The organism is Streptomyces sp. NPDC006174, assembly GCF_040614075.1.
Classification (GTDB): Bacteria; Actinomycetota; Actinomycetes; order Streptomycetales; family Streptomycetaceae; genus Streptomyces.
Map to the genome: position 1 here is coordinate 149,408 of NZ_JBEXTJ010000009.1, position 15,581 is coordinate 164,988.

The 15,581-nt window shown below is 71.9% G+C and carries 16 protein-coding genes; 11 read left to right on the plus strand and 5 right to left on the minus strand.

Going from position 1 to position 15,581, the window contains the following annotated elements:
- Window positions 1–5 precede the first annotated feature (5 nt).
- The 4 genes from ABZ267_RS21680 (at window position 6) to ABZ267_RS21695 (ending at window position 4,347) form a co-directional block, all read left to right on the plus strand.
- Window positions 6–1,211, plus strand: a complete 1,206-nt coding sequence (locus ABZ267_RS21680; protein WP_356747509.1) for an amidohydrolase family protein — start codon at window positions 6–8, stop codon at window positions 1,209–1,211.
- A gap of 11 nt (window positions 1,212–1,222) precedes the next feature.
- Entirely contained in the window at window positions 1,223–2,380 is a 1,158-nt protein-coding gene (locus tag ABZ267_RS21685) for an acyl-CoA dehydrogenase (RefSeq protein ID WP_356747511.1), read from the plus strand.
- 6 nt (window positions 2,381–2,386) lie between these two features.
- Window positions 2,387–3,433: an acyl-CoA dehydrogenase family protein gene (locus tag ABZ267_RS21690; protein ID WP_356747513.1), complete on the plus strand. Its 1,047-nt coding sequence runs from the start codon at window positions 2,387–2,389 to the stop codon at window positions 3,431–3,433.
- Window positions 3,434–3,840: 407 nt separating this feature from the next.
- Entirely contained in the window at window positions 3,841–4,347 is a 507-nt protein-coding gene (locus ABZ267_RS21695; RefSeq protein WP_356747515.1) for an ATP-binding protein, read from the plus strand.
- Window positions 4,348–4,366: 19 nt separating this feature from the next.
- On the opposite strand, the gene ABZ267_RS21700 is transcribed toward ABZ267_RS21695, so the two are convergent.
- On the minus strand, window positions 4,367–5,293 hold the full coding sequence (locus tag ABZ267_RS21700) for a cyclase family protein (protein ID WP_356747516.1): 927 nt from the start codon (window positions 5,291–5,293) through the stop codon (window positions 4,367–4,369).
- Between the two features lie 84 nt (window positions 5,294–5,377).
- Between ABZ267_RS21700 and ABZ267_RS21705 the strand changes: the two genes are divergently transcribed.
- The 3 genes from ABZ267_RS21705 to ABZ267_RS21715 all read left to right on the plus strand — a co-directional run bounded on the left by ABZ267_RS21705 (window position 5,378) and on the right by ABZ267_RS21715 (window position 8,673).
- Window positions 5,378–6,295, plus strand: a complete 918-nt coding sequence (locus ABZ267_RS21705) for an SDR family oxidoreductase (protein ID WP_356747518.1) — start codon at window positions 5,378–5,380, stop codon at window positions 6,293–6,295.
- 207 nt (window positions 6,296–6,502) lie between these two features.
- Entirely contained in the window at window positions 6,503–7,627 is a 1,125-nt protein-coding gene (locus ABZ267_RS21710) for an acyl-CoA dehydrogenase family protein (protein ID WP_356747520.1), read from the plus strand.
- Window positions 7,624–8,673: a Zn-dependent alcohol dehydrogenase gene (locus ABZ267_RS21715; RefSeq protein WP_356747522.1), complete on the plus strand. Its 1,050-nt coding sequence runs from the start codon at window positions 7,624–7,626 to the stop codon at window positions 8,671–8,673. The genes ABZ267_RS21710 and ABZ267_RS21715 overlap by 4 nt, the downstream gene beginning before the upstream one ends.
- Window position 8,674: 1 nt before the next feature.
- Here ABZ267_RS21715 and ABZ267_RS21720 read toward each other — a convergent pair whose 3' ends face one another.
- Window positions 8,675–9,298 carry an SRPBCC family protein gene (locus ABZ267_RS21720; protein WP_356747524.1) on the minus strand — a complete coding sequence of 208 codons (624 nt, stop codon included), beginning with the start codon at window positions 9,296–9,298 and terminating at the stop codon, window positions 8,675–8,677.
- Window positions 9,299–9,441: 143 nt separating this feature from the next.
- Between ABZ267_RS21720 and ABZ267_RS21725 the strand changes: the two genes are divergently transcribed.
- Window positions 9,442–10,122, plus strand: coding sequence for a TetR/AcrR family transcriptional regulator (locus ABZ267_RS21725; protein WP_356747526.1), 681 nt, complete (start codon window positions 9,442–9,444; stop codon window positions 10,120–10,122).
- Between the two features lie 6 nt (window positions 10,123–10,128).
- Here ABZ267_RS21725 and ABZ267_RS21730 read toward each other — a convergent pair whose 3' ends face one another.
- A complete protein-coding gene (locus ABZ267_RS21730) occupies window positions 10,129–11,121 on the minus strand; it encodes a helix-turn-helix domain-containing protein (protein WP_356747528.1) in 993 nt (330 codons plus the stop codon).
- Window positions 11,122–11,220: 99 nt separating this feature from the next.
- On the opposite strand from ABZ267_RS21730, the gene ABZ267_RS21735 reads away from it, so the two are divergent.
- Both ABZ267_RS21735 and ABZ267_RS21740 read left to right on the plus strand, forming a co-directional pair.
- A complete protein-coding gene (locus ABZ267_RS21735; RefSeq protein WP_356747530.1) occupies window positions 11,221–12,522 on the plus strand; it encodes an MFS transporter in 1,302 nt (433 codons plus the stop codon).
- 194 nt (window positions 12,523–12,716) lie between these two features.
- Complete coding sequence (locus ABZ267_RS21740; protein ID WP_356747532.1) at window positions 12,717–13,169, plus strand: DUF2809 domain-containing protein; 453 nt, start codon at window positions 12,717–12,719, stop codon at window positions 13,167–13,169.
- On the opposite strand, the gene ABZ267_RS21745 is transcribed toward ABZ267_RS21740, so the two are convergent.
- On the minus strand, window positions 13,114–13,410 hold the full coding sequence (locus ABZ267_RS21745) for a hypothetical protein (protein ID WP_356747534.1): 297 nt from the start codon (window positions 13,408–13,410) through the stop codon (window positions 13,114–13,116). The genes ABZ267_RS21740 and ABZ267_RS21745 overlap by 56 nt on opposite strands.
- A 226-nt stretch (window positions 13,411–13,636) precedes the next feature.
- Between ABZ267_RS21745 and ABZ267_RS21750 the strand changes: the two genes are divergently transcribed.
- Window positions 13,637–14,959, plus strand: coding sequence for an MFS transporter (locus tag ABZ267_RS21750; protein WP_356747536.1), 1,323 nt, complete (start codon window positions 13,637–13,639; stop codon window positions 14,957–14,959).
- Here ABZ267_RS21750 and ABZ267_RS21755 read toward each other — a convergent pair.
- A complete protein-coding gene (locus ABZ267_RS21755) occupies window positions 14,949–15,545 on the minus strand; it encodes a flavin reductase family protein (RefSeq protein WP_356747871.1) in 597 nt (198 codons plus the stop codon). The two genes, ABZ267_RS21750 and ABZ267_RS21755, sit on opposite strands and share 11 nt — an antisense overlap.
- Window positions 15,546–15,581: the final 36 nt, after the last annotated feature.

Consider the following 15,581-nt stretch of genomic DNA (forward strand, 5'->3'; position numbering starts at 1 on the left):
CCACCATGACGGACACGGATATGGAACTGCCTCGGATCGTCAGCGTCGACGACCATGTGATCGAGCCCGCGCACCTCTTCTCCACCTGGCTGCCCGCGAAGTACCGCGAGCGCGGACCGCAGCCGCTGACGGCCGGCATCGGCGAGCTGGCGTACACCGGCGGGAAATACGTCATCACGATGGACCCGGACGGGCCGCCGACGGACTGGTGGATCTACGAAGACCTGAAGTTCCCGTACAAGCGGAACATCGCCGCCGTCGGCTTCGACCGTGACGACATGACGCTGGAAGGCATCACGCGGGCCGAGATGCGGCCCGGCTGCTGGGACCCGGCCGAGCGGCTCAAGGACATGGACCTCAACCATGTCGAGGCCTCGCTCTGCTTCCCGACCTTCCCGCGTTTCTGCGGCCAGACCTTCGCCGAGGCGCACGACAAGGAGGTCGCTCTCGCCTGCGTGCGCGCGTACAACGACTGGATGGTCGAGGAGTGGTGCGGCGACAGCGGCGGCCGCCTCATCCCGCTCTGCATCATCCCGCTCTGGGACATCGACCTGGCCGTCGCGGAGATCAAGCGGAATGCGGCGCGAGGCGTCCGCGCGGTCACCTTCTCCGAGATCCCGACCTACCTCGGGCTGCCGTCCATCCACACCGGCTACTGGGACCCGTTCTTCGCGGTCTGCCAGGAGACCGGCACCGTCGTCAACATGCACATCGGCTCCAGCTCCCAGATGCCCGCCGCCTCGCCGGACGCACCGCCGGCCGTGCAGGCCTCGCTCTCCTTCAACAACGCGATGGCCTCGATGATGGACTTCCTCTTCAGCGGCGTGCTGGTGAAGTTCCCGATGCTCAAACTGGCGTACAGCGAGGGCCAGATGGGCTGGATCCCGTACGCCTTGGAGCGCGCCGACGACGTGTGGGAGGAGCACCGGGCGTGGGGCGGCGTGCGCGATCTGATTCCCGAGCCGCCGTCCACGTACTACTACCGCCAGATGTTCTGCTGCTTCTTCCGCGACAAGCACGGCATCTCCGCGCTGGACGTCGTCGGCCGCGACAACGCCACCTTCGAGACCGACTACCCGCACGTGGACTCAACCTTCCCGCACACCAAGGAGGTCGCGCTCGACCACGTCAAGGGCCTGGACGACGAGACGGTCTACAAGCTGATGCGCGGCAACGCGATCCGGATGCTCGGCCTGGATCTGGACAAGTAGGCGGCGGGCTCGTGGATCTCGCGTACACGGAGGCCGAGGAGGAGTTCCGGCGGCGGTTGAGGCAGTGGCTGGCCGCCGTGCTCCCTGGCCTGCCTCCGAAACCCTCGCCGGACGACTGGCCCGCGCGCCGGGCGTACGACACGGCGTGGCAGCGGAGGCTGTACGACGCCGGGTACGCGGGCCTGCACTGGCCGGCCGACGCGGGCGGTCAGGCCGCGACGCCGACCCAGCACCTGATCTTCCTGGAGGAGACGGAGAAGGCCGGAGCGCCTTACGTCGGGGCCAACTTCGTCGGGCTGCTGCACGCCGGGCCGACCATCGCCGCCGAAGGGACGGCCGAGCAGCGGGCCCGCTGGCTGCCGCCGGTGCTGCGCGGCGAGGCGATCTGGTGCCAGGGGTTCAGCGAGCCGGACGCGGGCTCGGACCTGGCCGCGCTGCGGACGCGGGCGGTGCGCGACGGCGACGACTACGTGGTGAGCGGGCAGAAGATCTGGACCTCGCACGCGGAGGTGGCCGACTGGTGCGAGCTGCTGGTGCGGACGGACCCGCAGGCGCCGAAGCACCGGGGCATCAGCTGGCTGGCGATGCCGATGGACGCGCCCGGCATCACGGTCCGGCCGCTGCGGACGCTGGCCGGGTCGGCGGAGTTCGCGGAGGTGTTCCTGGACGAGGTCCGCGTGCCGGTACGGAACCGGGTCGGCGCCGAGAACGACGGCTGGCGGGTCACCATGGTCACGCTCTCCTTCGAACGCGGTACGGCCTTCGTCGGCGAGGTCGTCGCCTGCCGCCGCACCTTGGACGCGCTCGCCGCCGAGGCCCGCCGGAACGGCCGCTGGGACGACCCGGTGCTCCGGCGGAGGCTCGGCCGCCTGAACGCCGAATTCCGTGCGCTGTGGCGGCTGACGCAGGCGAACGTGAGCGAGTCGGAGCGGACGGACGGCGTGCCGGGCGTCGGCGGTTCGGTCTTCAAGCTGCGCTACTCCGGTGCCAGGCAGGAGTTGTACGAGGCGGCGGCGGAGGTGCTCGGCGGTGGCGACGCCTTCGATCTGGACCAGGAGTGGGTCCTGGACCGGCTCTCCTCGCTCTCGTACACCATCGCCGCCGGCACCTCGCAGATCCAGCGGAACATCGTCGCCGAGCGCATCCTCGGCCTTCCGAAGGGGCGCTGACCTGCCATGGACTTCCAGCTCTCGGACGACCAGCGGGCCCTGCGGTCCGGGATGCGGGACCTGTTGGGCGCGGTGTTCGACCGGGAGCGGCTGCGGGCGGCGGTGGAACGGGGCGGTGGCGTGGACCGTGCGCTGTGGCGGGAGCTGGGTGCGGCCGGATTCTTCGCGTTGCGGCTGCCGGAGGAGGCGGGCGGTGTGGGGCTCGGGCTGCCGGAGGCGGTGCTGCTCTTCGAGGAGGCGGGCCGCGCACTGCTGCCGGGACCGCTGGTGGCGACACACCTGGCGGCCGGCGTGGTGAAGGGCGCGGCGGAAGGCGCGGCGGTGGTGACGGCGGCGGACGGGGAGCTGCCGGTGGCGTACCTGGCGGAGGCGGACGCGGTGCTGGTGGGCGCGGAGGTGCTCACCGGCGGGACGGACGCGGTACCGGTGGCGGGCGGCGTGCTCAGCGGCCGGGCGCTGGAGGTGTTCACGGCCGGAGCCCGGCCCGTACGGTCGATGGACCCGCTGACGCCGCTGCACCGGGTGGCGGGGCGCGCGGCGGTCACTGAGGCCATCGGAGCGTACTCCGGCGCACTTTGCCGTGAAGGGGCGCTTCTCACTGCTGCCGAACAGCTCGGGAGCGCCGAGCGCACCACCGAGATGGCCGTTCAACACGCCGGTGCGCGCGAACAGTTCGGTTCGCTCATCGGTTCGTTCCAGGCGGTCAAACACCTCTGCGCCGACATGCTCGCCCGCACCGAACCGGCCCGCAGCGCCGTGTACGCGGCCGCGCTGACCGCCGACCCGGTGGAGATCGCGGCGGCCAAGCTGCTCGCCGACGAGGCGGCCGTACGCAACGCACGGGACTGCCTCCAGATCCACGGCGGTATGGGCTTCACCTGGGAGGCAGATGTTCACCTCCACCTGAAACGGGCCTGGCTCCGGGCGGCCCGGTGGCTCACGGCGGCCGAGGCGGAGGAGATCCTGGCCGCCGATCTGGGACCCGTACGGCCGCTGCACGGCAGTTCAGCGGCCTCGGGCCGGCGGCCGGACGAAGCAGGGGGTGGAGGGTGACTCAGTGCAGCCGGCCGGCGTCGATACCGGGTTGTGTCCTTTGCGTGATTCGTCACCGGGTGGAGTCGGTGCCGCGCTCGGGTACGCTCCGTGGGATGCGAGTGGTTCTGGAACCGGGCGATCCGGGGGCGGCCTGTGCGGCGGCTCCGGTCCGGGGCGAGGGCTCTTGCCGGAGATGTGCCGGGCCTGCCCGAAGAGCGTTTCTCGCGGTCTCTGCGCGCTCCTGTTCGACTCCCCGCAGCGTGCGTCGCACAGTATGCACCACGCGTACTCCTTCGCGCTGGAATATGCCCGAAGCGCTTGTTGCGGTGACTGTACGTCAACCATGCTGTCGCGTAAGGGAATCACGTTCCGTGACCCTGAGGAGGCGCGAGGCGATGTGTCCGCCGGTTCGGATGGTGTGAGCGGTGCAGGTGCTTCAGGTTCAGCTGGAGGTCGGTCCGGATCCCGCGGAGGTGGGACGGGCCCGTAGGTGGGCGCGGTCGCGTCTGGTCGGTTCCGGGATAGGGGATGACGAGCCGCTCGCGGAGACGCTCATCCTGCTGATCTCGGAGCTGGTCACCAACGCCGTCGTCCATACGGGCTGCCCCGCCGTGCTGCGGATGCTCTTCGGCGGAGGCGGTGGTGCCGGCGGCGCCGGGACCGTGCGGGTGGAGGTCGCGGACGCCAGCGACTGCCCGCCGCTCCAGCGCCACGCGGAAGGCGACGACACCAACGGGCGGGGCCTGGAGCTGGTGGACGGCCTCGCGGACCGTTGGGGCTGGCAGCCGGAGGGCGCCGGGAAGCAGATCTGGTGCGAGGTGGACCGGGGCGGCCCGGTGGTGGTGATGCCGGACGCGCCGCCGAAGGTCGTGCTCCAGGGCGGCGAGGTGTGCGAACCGCCCGCCTGCGTCTTCACCGACCACCTGGCCTGAGCGCTTCCTCCTTACCGGGTCACAGCACCGCGACCGGGGCGACCGGAGATCCGGTGGCCCCGGTGAACGGTTCCGGCGCGGCGGTGAGCAGGAACGCGTACCGCCGCTCCTCGGCGCAGGCGATGGAGAGAGCCTCCAGGTCCCAGTTCTGGCCCTGGAGCATCCCCATCTCGACGAGGTGGAGCGCGTGCACCGGCAGCCACAGGTCCTCGATCTCCGGCGGGAAGATCTCGAAGGTGAGCGTGTCGTTGGCGACCGCCGCCACGTCCCGGGCGTGGAACCACTCGGGCGTGCGCACGGACAGCCCCGGTGACGGATGGCCGTACGCCTGCCGGTCCCCGGCCAGCACGACCCGCACCTGCCCTGTCCGTACGAGGACGACGTCCCCGGCCCGTACGCGTACGCCTCCGAACTCCTCCGCCGCCTCCAGGTCCTCCGGCGTGACGGCGTGCGCGCCGTCCAGCCGGTCCACGCCCCGGGCGCGCGCGACATCGAGCAGCACGCCGCGCGACACGACATGCTCCACGGCGGCGATCGACGAGAACCGCGCGCCGGCGTGCGCCGTGATGGTGTCGGCGGGCCGGCCGTTGTAGATCCGCCCGCTGTGCGAGGCATGGGTCAAGGCGTCCCAGTGGGTCGCGGCCTGGAGGCCCATGGTCACGGTGTCGTCGCTGGTGGCGACGGTTCCCGGCCCGAACAACTCCTGATTGATCTGGACCATCGTGTGCAGCGGATCGATCCGGCCCGGAATGAGCCCGCTCTGCACGCCGCCGTGGCGGAGCGGCAGTGCGAGCGGTACGCGCCGACCACTCCGGACGGTGGCGACGGCGTCCCGGACGACGGCGTCGGTGATCAGGTTGAGCGTCCCGCGCTCGTCGTCCGCGCCCCAACGCCCCCAGTTGTTCACGCGCTTGGCGATCTCGTGGAACTCGGCCGGCAGGGACATGAGGGCCTCCGGGGTCTTGTGCGGGACTGTCCGCCTGCCTGTAAAATCTAACGGACCGTCAGAAACTGCGGGAAGGGGCCGGGCATGGGGAACTTCTTGGCAGGCAAGGTGGTCGCCGTCACCGGGGCCGGCCGTGGCATCGGACGGGCGGTGGCGCTCGCGGCGGCGGCCGAAGGCGCGCGAGTCGTCGTCAACGACTACGGCGTCTCGGTGGAGGGCTCCGAGCCGAGCAGCGAGATCGCCCGGTCGGTCGCCAAGGAGATCGAGGCGGCGGGCGGCTCGGCGGTCGCGGTGGCCGACGACATCTCCACGATGGCGGGCGGCCGGCGGATCGTGGAGACGGCGCTGGCGGAGTACGGACGGCTCGACGGGGTCGTGTGCGTGGCCGGGATCCTGCGCGAGCGGATGCTGTTCAACATGTCCGAGGAGGAGTGGGACCCGGTCCTCGCGACGCACCTGAAAGGCACGTTCACGGTCTTCCGGGCCGCCTCGGCGGTGATGCGGAAGCAGGAGGCCGGCGGCACGCTGATCGGCTTCACCAGCGGCAACCACCAGGGGAGCGTGTCGCAGGCCAACTACAGCGCGGCGAAGGGCGGGATCATCTCGCTGGTCCGCAGCGCGGCGCTGGGCCTGCACCGGTACGGCGTCACGGCCAACGCGGTCGCACCGGTGGCCCGGACCCGGATGTCGGCCGGCGTGCCGGTGGAGCTGGCGGAGATCGGTGAGCCGGAGGAGGTAGCGGCGCTGGTGGTCTACCTGCTCAGTGAGCGGGCTCGGGCGGAGAAGATCACCGGCCAGGTGTACACGATCGCCGGCCCCAAGATCGCGGTCTGGGCGCAGCCGAGGGAGCTGCGTGCGGCGTACGCGGAGGGGTCGCCGTGGACTCCGGAACGGATCGCGGCCTTTCTGCCGGGGACGGTGGGAGTGGATCCGATGCCGATGCTGGCGCGGGTGGAGGCGATGGCGGAGGCGGCGAGGCGAGGGACGCGGCCGAACGCGTGACGGCCCTCGGGGCTCCACCCCCGAACTCCCGCTCCTCACGCGCCGGAGAGGCTGATTTCGGGGCTCCGCCCCGGATCGCGGTCCTCAATCGCCGGACGGGCTGCAAAGCCAAGCCCCTCCGGCATCCCGCGCGGAGAAACCAAGCCCGTCCGGCGTTTGAGGACCGGGGGTCTGGGGGCGGAGCCCTCAGGACGACAGGAGGCACGCATGGACTTTCGTACCGAGGTACGCGCCTGGCTGGACAGCCGCCTCGCCGACACCCCCGCACCCAACCCCCGTGCCTGGGAACGCGAGTTGGGAAAGGCCGGTTGGATCGGGATCGGCTGGCCCGGCGAGGACGGCGAGACGTACGGCAACCGCCGCGCCACCCTCGCCGAGCAGGTCGTCTGGGCCGAGGAGTACGCCCGCTCCGCCGCTCCCGCCCGCATCGGCCACATCGGAGAGAACCTCCTCGCCCCGACCCTCATCACCTACGGCACCGAGGAACAGAAGCGCCGCCACCTGCCACCCGTCGCCCGCGGCGAGACCTTCTGGTGCCAGGGGTACAGCGAACCGGGCGCGGGGTCCGACCTCGCCGGGATACGCACCACCGCCGTACCGGTCGGGACGGGCGGGTACGCCGTGACCGGCCAGAAGATCTGGACCTCGCTCGCGCAGGACGCCGACTGGTGCTTCGTCCTCGCCCGCACCGGCCCCGGCTCGACCCGCCACCACGGCCTCTCCTTGCTCCTCGTCGAGATGGACCAGCCGGGCAGGATCGAGGTGCGGCCGATCCGCCAGATGACCGGCACCAGCGAGTTCAACGAGGTCTTCTTCGACGGCGCCCGGGCCACCGAAACCGTCGGCGGCGAAGGCAACGGCTGGCAGGTCGCCATGGGCCTGCTCGCCGTGGAGCGCGGCGTCTCCACGCTGGCCCAACAAATCGGCTTCGCACAGGAGTTGGACCAGGTGATCGCCACCGCCCGGGCCAACGGAACCGCCGAGGACCCGGTCTTCAGGGCCCGCCTCGTACGCCAGTGGGCCGAGCTGGCCACCATGCGCCACCACGCCCTCCGGACCCTGGGCACCACCGGCGACCCGGCCGCTCCCAGCGTGGCCAAGCTGCTCTGGGGCGGCTGGCACCAGCGGCTCGGCGAGCTGGCGGTGGAGGTGAGCGGCGAGGCGGGAGCCGTCGGCGCACGGTCCTGGTCGGCGGAGACACCGTACGAACTCACCGACGCACAGCACCTGTTCCTCTTCAGCCGGGCCGACACCATCTACGGCGGCTCCGACGAGATCCAGCGGAACATCATCGCCGAGCGGGTGCTCGGCCTACCGAGGGAGCCGAGATGAGAGGCGTCGTCTTCGACGGCACACGGACCGAGGTCGTCGACGACCTGGAGATACGCGCTCCGGGCCCCGGCGAGGTCCTGGTGGCGGTGGCCGCCGCAGGCCTCTGCCACAGCGACCTGTCGGTGATCGACGGCACGATCCCGTTTCCCGTACCCGTCGTGCTCGGCCACGAAGGCGCGGGCGTGGTGGAGGCCGTCGGCCCTGGCGTCGGCCACGTACAGCCCGGCGATCATGTCGCGCTCTCCACCCTCGCCAACTGCGGGACCTGCGCGCAGTGCGACCGAGGCAGGCCGACCATGTGCCGCAAGGCGATCGGACGGCCCGGCCGGCCGTTCTCGCGAGGCGGCAAGGAACTCTTCCAGTTCGCCTCCAACTCCGCTTTCGCAGAACGTACGTTGGTCCGTGCCGTCCAGGCCGTGAAGATCCCAGCCGACCTGCCGCTCACCTCCGCCGCGCTGATCGGCTGCGGCGTGCTCACCGGCGTCGGGGCCGTACTGAACCGGGCCAAGGTCGACCGCGGCGACAGCGTCGTGGTCATCGGCACCGGCGGCATCGGCCTCAACGTGCTCCAAGGCGCGCGGCTGGCCGGCGCGCTCACCGTCGTCGCCGTCGACAACAACCCGGCGAAGGAGGCGGTGGCCCGGCAGTTCGGCGCCACGCACTTCCTGGCCGGCGCCGACGGCGTACGGGACATCCTGCCCGACGGCGCCGACCACGCCTTCGAGTGTGTCGGCCGCACCGAGCTGATCCGGCAGGCGATCGACCTGCTGGACCGGCACGGCCAGGCGGTCCTGCTCGGCGTACCGGAGGCGAGCGCCGAGGCGTCGTTCACCGTCTCCTCGATGTACCTGGACAAGTCGATCCTCGGCTGCCGTTACGGCTCCTCGCGGCCGCAGCGCGACATCGCGCTGTACGCGGACCTGTACCGGCAGGGCCGTCTGCTCCTGGACGAACTGGTCACCGAGACCTACCCGGTCGAGGACTTCGCCAAGGCCGCCGACGACGCGCACCACGGCGCGGTGGCGCGAGGAGTCCTGGTCTTCTGAGTCAGCGGCGGTGGCACGAGCGCGCCTCGGCGGCCGCCTTCAGGTCGACCAGCCAGGCGTCCAGGCCTTGTTGGAGGATCTCGGTCGCGAACGGGGCGTCGGCGTCGACCTGTTCGCCGGTGTGGGTCTCCTGGGTGCGGACGAGGACGCCGCCCCGGACCTTCTCGAAGCTCCAGACGTGGACGCCGTCGATGTGCAGGCCCTCGCCGACGGCGGGCCCGGTCCACCGGATGCAGGAGTTGCGCTTCAGCTGCTGGACGGTGGAGGTGATGTCCAGGCTGGTTGCGGGAGTTGCCGGGCTGGGCGGGATCGGGGTCGTCCAGCGGAACGCCGAACCGGGACGGAAGGGTCCGTGGCCGAGGCGGTCCACCTCCGTGACGTGGGCCTGCCAGCTCGGCCAGCGCTCCACGTCCGTCTGGAGCTTCCAGATGGTGCTCAGCGGCGCGTCGATGACGGTCTCCGCCCGCGCCCGGACCTGAGCCTTGGCGTCAACGCCCTTGCCCTGGCAGGTGAGCGACGGTCCGGGACGAGCGGCGGCAGGCGCGGCGGTGGCGACGGAGGTGGCAAGGATTCCGGCGGCGACGAGCGGGACGGTGAACAAGGCGGCGGGACGGATGCGGGCCATGCGATTGCTCCTCAGCTAGTAGATCCTGCCTTCGTTAGAAGTTGTAACGCAGCGCGAGGTGAGGGGTCAAGAGGTTCCGTGATACCTTCTAACGAAACTTTGAGTAAGTAGCCTCACGGCGTGGCCGCGGAAGGTGACCCACCATGGCGAAGTCCGACGCCGAATCCGACGTCACGTCCGACCCCGTGACCCCGCGCGAGCGCTACCGCGCCCAGGTCCGTACGGAGATCAAGGAACACGCCTGGCAGCAGATCGCCACAGCCGGCGCTTCCGCGCTCTCGCTCAACGCGATCGCCAAGCGGATGGGTGTCAGCGGCCCCGCGCTCTACCGCTACTTCGCCGGCCGGGACGAGCTGATCACCGAGCTGATCCGGGACGCGTACCGCAGCCTCGCCGACACCTTGCGTACGGCCGCCGAGGAAGGCGCCGACCTGTCAGGCCTGGCGCACGCGCTGCGCGGCTGGGCGCTGGAGGACCCGCACCGGTACTTCCTCGTCTACGGCACACCGGTACCCGGCTACCACGCGCCGGACGACACCACCGCGATCTCCTCCGAGATCATGGCGACCCTGCTGACCGCCTGCGCCGCGCTCACCCAGGACGCCTCCGAGACCCCGTTCGCCGCGCACCTCGCCGACCACCGCGACTGGGCCGGTGACCACCCGGCTCCGCCCGCCGCCCTGCACCTGGCCATGAGCTTCTGGACCCGGATGCACGGCGTCCTCTCCTTGGAGCTCGCCGGCCACTTCGCCGGGATGCGCTTCGACCCGGCGCAGCTCTTCGCGGCGGAGCTGGACGACCTGCTGCCGAACCCGGCGACGTAAACCTGCCTACGCGGTGTCCGCCGGGGCCCGGCGGAACGTACGCCGGTACACCGTCGGCGGCACGCCCAGCGCCGCCTGGAGGTGCTGGCGCAGCGAGGTCGCCGTGCCGAAACCGGCGTCGCGGGCCACCTGGTCGATCGACAGGTCCGAGGACTCCAGCAGATGGCGGGCCCGCTCCACCCGTTGCTGGGTCAGCCACTGGCCCGGGCTGATGCCGACCTCCTCGCGGAAACGGCGGGTGAAGGTCCGTACGCTCATCGACTCCTGCCGGGCCATGTCCCGCAGCAGGATCGGCCTCTCCAGCCGGCCCAGTGCCCAGGCACGGGCCGTGGTGGTGGTCGCGAACTGCGGTTCGGGGACCGGGCGGTGGATGAACTGGGCCTGGCCGCCGTCCCGGTGCGGCGGCACCACCGTGCGCCGCGCGATCTCGTTGGCGACGGCGGCCCCGTGGTCGCGGCGCACCAGGTGGAGGCAGAGGTCGATCCCTGCGGCGACCCCGGCCGAGGTGAGGACGTCGCCGTCGTCGATGAACAGCACGTCCGGGTCGACGCGGACCTGTGGGAAGAGCCGCTGGAAGTGGTCGGCGGAGGACCAGTGCGTGGTGGCCGGGCGGCCGTCCAGGTAGCCGGCGGCGGCCAGGACGTAGCTGCCGGTGCAGATGGAGACCATGCGCGTGCCGGGCCGGATCAGGGCGAAGGCGGCGGCCAGCTCGTCAGTGAGCCTGCCTTCGTCGAAGACCGGGCCCAGTTCGTAGGAGGCGGGGACGACCACGGTGTCGGCGGTGGCGAGCGCCTCCGGGCCGTGCTCGACGAGGATCGCGTAGTCGGAGTCGGTCCGGACGGGCCCCGGCGGACGGACCGAGCAGGTCACGACCTCGTACAGCTTCCTGCCCTTGTTGCCCGGTGCGGGGTCCAGCGAGCGGCCGAAGATCCGGTCGGGAATGCCGAGCTCGAACGGGAGCAGCCCGTCCAGGGCCAGGACGGCGACGCGGTGCGGCATGGCGGTGCCTCCTCGGAACGCGCCGGCGGGCTCGTCGGAAGCCCGCCGGGAAACTCGGTGGCTGGTATAGACCATCGGCTGATACAGGTTAGCGACGTGATGGAGAAGCCGACAGAGACCGCGTCCATTCCCGACGCCTCACGTGACACCCGACCGCCCTCGCCCCCGCTCCCGCCGCTCGGTCCGCTCGGGCCGGTCGGTTCCGGCGGGCTCTGGAACCGTAACTTCCGCTACTTCTTCGTGGCCCGTACCGTCGCGCTCTTCGGCGACGGCATGATCCCCGTCGCCCTCACCGCCGGACTGCTGGGCGCCGGCCGGCCCGCCTCGTCGGTCGGCTTCGCGCTGGCCGCCTGGATGGGGCCGCTGGCGGTGTTCGTGCTCTTCGGCGGCGTGCTCGCGGACCGGTTCACGCCGCGCCGGATGATGATCGTCGCCGATGCGCTGCGGCTGGTCGGCGCCTCGGTGCTGGCGGTCACGTTCGCGCTCGGCAACCCGCCGCTCTGGTCGGTCTACGTCCTCAGCTCGATCGCGGGCATCGGCGCCGCGCTCTTCCAGCCCGGCGTCGCCTCGACCGTGCCACGGGTCTCCACCGACGTCCAGCGCGCCAACGCCGTCCTGCGGGTCTCCGAGGCGCTGATGACGATGGCGGGCCCGGCCTTCGCGGGCGTGCTCGTCGGGCTGGCGAGCACCGGAGCGGTCTACGCGGCCAACGCGGCCACCTTCGCGGTCTCCGGCGCCTGCCTTTTCCTGATGCGCCTGGCCCCCGCACCGCACGACGACGCGATACGTGGCACCTTCACCGCCGAACTCGTCGGCGGCTGGCGGGAGTTCCGGGCGCGCTCCTGGCTCTGGGGCGTGATCGCCGTCTGGACCGTCTACGGCTTCGCGGTCCTCGGCCCGGTGCTCCCGCTCACCGCCGTCCTGGTCACGCAGGCGCACGGCTCGGGGGCGTACGGGATGCTGATGGCGGTCAACGGCGCCGGCAGCGTCGTCGGCGGCCTCATGGCCCTGCGGCTGCGCCCGTCCCACCCGCTCGCGGCGGGCGCGGTCGCGCTGCCGCTGGTCGCGGTGAGCCTGGTGGTGCTGGCGCTCGGAATGCCGCTGCCGGTGCTGGCGGCAGGACAGTTGCTCGCGGGCGCGGCGGCCGCGTTCTGGCTGGTGATGTGGTCCACGACGGTCCAGACACACGTCCCGCCGGAGGCCCTGAACCGGCTGCACGCCTACGATGTGGCCGGCTCGCTCCTGATGGTCGCGGCGGGCCGCGCCTTGGCCGGCCCGGTGGCCGAGGCGGTGGGCGCACCGGAACTGCTGGTGGTGGCGGCCGTGATCAACATGGTGGTGGTGGCGGTGCTGTTGGTGGCCCGGCCGATCCGGCAGCTGAGGAGGGTGGGGTTGGCGTGAGGTCTGCCGTACGGGATTCGGTGCTCCTGGCCCGCGCGAGGCTTACGGCGCGAGGCTCCTCGCTCCGTGCCCGCGTGAGGCATCCCGCACGAGAGTCGACGCTCCGTGCCCGTACGACGTGGCCGGCACGGCCCTTCGCCATCCGCGCCCATGCGATGTCGCCGGCAAGGCCCTCCGCCATCCGCGCCCGTGCGATGTCGCCGGCACGGTCCTCCGCCATCCGTGCCCGCGTGGCCGCCACGGGCGCGGCCGCCGTCACCGTGGCCGCAGGCCTCGCCGTGCGCGCCGGAGCGGACGGCGCCTTCGCCAAGTACGCCGGGAGCGCGCTCTATACGGTGCTGCTCTGCGCCTTGGTCGCCCTCTGCGCGCCCCGCGCGCGGCCCGTCGTCGTGGCCGGGACCGCGCTCGTCCTGAGCTGGGCCGTCGAGCTCCTCCAGCTCACCGGTGTGCCCGCCGGCCTCTCCGCGCGGAGCACGGCGGCCCGGCTGGTGCTCGGCTCGACGTTCAACGCTCCGGACCTGTTCTGGTACGCGGTGGGCGCGGCGGTGGCCTGGGCGGTGCGGGCAGGGGCCAGGAGGGCCCGAAGGCGCGCTACTTCCCCTTCGCCTTCTCCTTCTGCCGCGCCTCCGCCCGCTGCATCTCGATGACCTCCAGGACGTGCGCGCTGATCTGCCGGCGGACCGTACCGGCCACGAACAGCGCCACACCCAGCACCGAGACCGGCACCGAGATCGCCAGGATCGTCAGCTGCTCGGGCCAGGCCTCGATCAGGTCGCAGTTCTGCGTGTGCCCGTAACAGGACGCGTCCGACTGCTCCACCAGCAGGAACGCCAGCCGCACCCACAACGCGCAGGCGGCGAGCAGCAGGACGGCTCCCCACGTCTGCATCGATGTCGAGGTGCGATGGAACTGCTGACGTACGACCCACTGCATGAGATCCCCCGGATCCGTTGCGTACGAGGCGCCCGGCCGGACGGCCGCGCCGACCGCGGCCGATGGTACGTGCGGGGGACACCGACCTCGTGCGCCGCCCCGAGGTCCGGTGGCCCGATTCCTGCGAACCGTGTCCTCCGGGCCACTCGTGGCGGAACGCGCAGGCCAGGAAGCTGTGTCCGTGACCGAGACCATCGAAAGCGCCGCCCAGGACGACGACCGGCGCCAGCCGCCCGGCCAGGCGCGCCGCCCGCGGCCCCGTATCCACCGAGCGTGGATCGTCGCCGCCGTCACCTTCGTGACGATCATCGGCGGCGCGGCCTTCAACTCGCTGCCCGGCCTGCTGATCGACCCGCTCCACACCGAATTCGGCTGGTCGCGCGGTGAGATCGGGCTAGCGGTCTCCATCGACATGGCGCTGTACGGCCTGACGGCGCCGTTCGCCGCCGCGCTGACGGACCGCTTCGGCATCCGCCGGGTCGTGGCGGCCGCGCTGAGTCTGGTGGCTGCCGGAGCGCTCGCCAGCGTCTGGATGACGGCCTCGTGGCAGCTGATGATCTACTGGGGCCTGCTCGTCGGCCTCGGCACCGGATCGATGGCGCTGGCGTTCGCCGCGACCGTCACCAACCGCTGGTTCGTCGCCCGCCGGGGCCTGGTCACCGGCATCCTCACGGCGGCCGGCGCCTCCGGCCAGCTCGTCTTCCTCCCGCTCTGCGCCTGGATCGTCGACGAGCACGGCTGGCGGCCCGCCTCCGTCACCGTCGCGCTGGCGGCCCTGGTCGTGGTCCCGTTCGTCTGGCTCCTGATGCGCGACCACCCGGCCGATGTGGGGCTCGCCCCGTACGGCGGGGTGTACCTGACGAAGCCGGCCCCGGCCCGAGGCGCGGCCCGCCGCACGGTGAAGGTGCTGTTCCAGGCCGCGCGCACCGGCCCGTTCTGGCTGCTGGCGGGTACGTTCGCGATCTGCGGCGCCTCCACCAACGGACTGATCCGCACCCACTTCGTCCCGTCCGCCCACGACCACGGCATGCCGATCACGGCGGCCGCCTCGCTGCTCGCGGTGATCGGCGTCTTCGACATCATCGGCACGATCTTCTCCGGCTGGCTCACCGACCGCTTCGACGCCCGCCGCCTGCTCGCCGTCTACTACGCGCTGCGCGGGATCTCGCTGCTCTTCCTGCCGATGCTGATGGCGCCCGACGTGCGGCCGCCGATGGTGTTCTTCATCGTGTTCTACGGCCTCGACTGGGTCGCCACGGTCCCACCGACGCTGGCACTCTGCCGTGAGCAGTACGGCGAGGACAACGCGATCGTCTTCGGCTGGGTCCTGGCCTCGCACCAGGTGGGCGCGGCGGTGGTGGCGTTCCTCGGCGGAGTGGCGCGGGACGTCTTCGGCGGCTACGACGTGGTCTGGTACGCGTCGGGAGCGCTGTGCGCGGTGGCCGCGCTGATGTCGCTGGTGATCCGGCGGGCGAGGGCGGCTTCGGAGGCCGCTAGCGGCTGAACCGCCCGAACACGCCCCGGTGGAACAGCAGCGGCTCCGCCTCCTCCGCCGCGCCGAGCGCCTCCACCCGGCCCACCACGATGAGGTGGTCGCCACCGGTGTGGACGGTGTGGACGCGGCAGTCGATCCAGGCCGGTACGGAGTCGAGCAGCGGTGACCCGGTCGCCGGGGCCTCCTCGTACGCCACGCCCGCGAACTTGTCGGCCCCGCTCACCGCGAACGCCCGGCACAGCGCGCCCTGCTCGGCGCCGAGGATGTTCACGCAGAACGACCCGGCGCGGGCGATGCGCGGCCAGGTCGTCGACGTACGGGCGACCATGAAGGACACCAGCGGCGGGTCCAGCGAGAGCGAGGCGAAGGACTGGCAGGCGAAGCCGGTCGGTCCGTCCTCGTCGCGCGCGGTGACGACCGTGACGCCGCTGGCGAAGTGGCCCAGTACGCGGCGGAATTCGGCCGGATCGATCCGCAGCCGCTCGTCGTCCCGGACGGCCCTGAGGTCCGGCCGGGGCAGTACCTCCAGAGGCGGCCGGTCTGCTGTCGTGGCGGCGCCGACGGACCTGAGGTACCGGACGGCGGTGGCGGCCATGCCTGCGTGTCCCATCACCCGGCCATTAGAGCTGAC

Bases quoted from the DNA above. Each gene is read 5' to 3' on its own strand.
- ABZ267_RS21755 (WP_356747871.1), bottom strand. From the start codon at position 15,545: ATGGCCGCCACCGCCGTCCGGTACCTCAGGTCCGTCGGCGCCGCCACG.
- ABZ267_RS21745 (WP_356747534.1), bottom strand. From the start codon at position 13,410: ATGCAGACGTGGGGAGCCGTCCTGCTGCTCGCCGCCTGCGCGTTGTGG.
- ABZ267_RS21735 (WP_356747530.1), top strand. From the start codon at position 11,221: ATGGAGAAGCCGACAGAGACCGCGTCCATTCCCGACGCCTCACGTGAC.
- ABZ267_RS21710 (WP_356747520.1), top strand. From the start codon at position 6,503: ATGGACTTTCGTACCGAGGTACGCGCCTGGCTGGACAGCCGCCTCGCC.
- ABZ267_RS21720 (WP_356747524.1), bottom strand. From the start codon at position 9,298: ATGGCCCGCATCCGTCCCGCCGCCTTGTTCACCGTCCCGCTCGTCGCC.
- ABZ267_RS21740 (WP_356747532.1), top strand. From the start codon at position 12,717: ATGTCGCCGGCACGGTCCTCCGCCATCCGTGCCCGCGTGGCCGCCACG.
- ABZ267_RS21730 (WP_356747528.1), bottom strand. From the start codon at position 11,121: ATGCCGCACCGCGTCGCCGTCCTGGCCCTGGACGGGCTGCTCCCGTTC.
- ABZ267_RS21705 (WP_356747518.1), top strand. From the start codon at position 5,378: ATGGGGAACTTCTTGGCAGGCAAGGTGGTCGCCGTCACCGGGGCCGGC.
- ABZ267_RS21700 (WP_356747516.1), bottom strand. From the start codon at position 5,293: ATGTCCCTGCCGGCCGAGTTCCACGAGATCGCCAAGCGCGTGAACAAC.
- ABZ267_RS21725 (WP_356747526.1), top strand. From the start codon at position 9,442: ATGGCGAAGTCCGACGCCGAATCCGACGTCACGTCCGACCCCGTGACC.
- ABZ267_RS21690 (WP_356747513.1), top strand. From the start codon at position 2,387: ATGGACTTCCAGCTCTCGGACGACCAGCGGGCCCTGCGGTCCGGGATG.
- ABZ267_RS21715 (WP_356747522.1), top strand. From the start codon at position 7,624: ATGAGAGGCGTCGTCTTCGACGGCACACGGACCGAGGTCGTCGACGAC.
- ABZ267_RS21680 (WP_356747509.1), top strand. From the start codon at position 6: ATGACGGACACGGATATGGAACTGCCTCGGATCGTCAGCGTCGACGAC.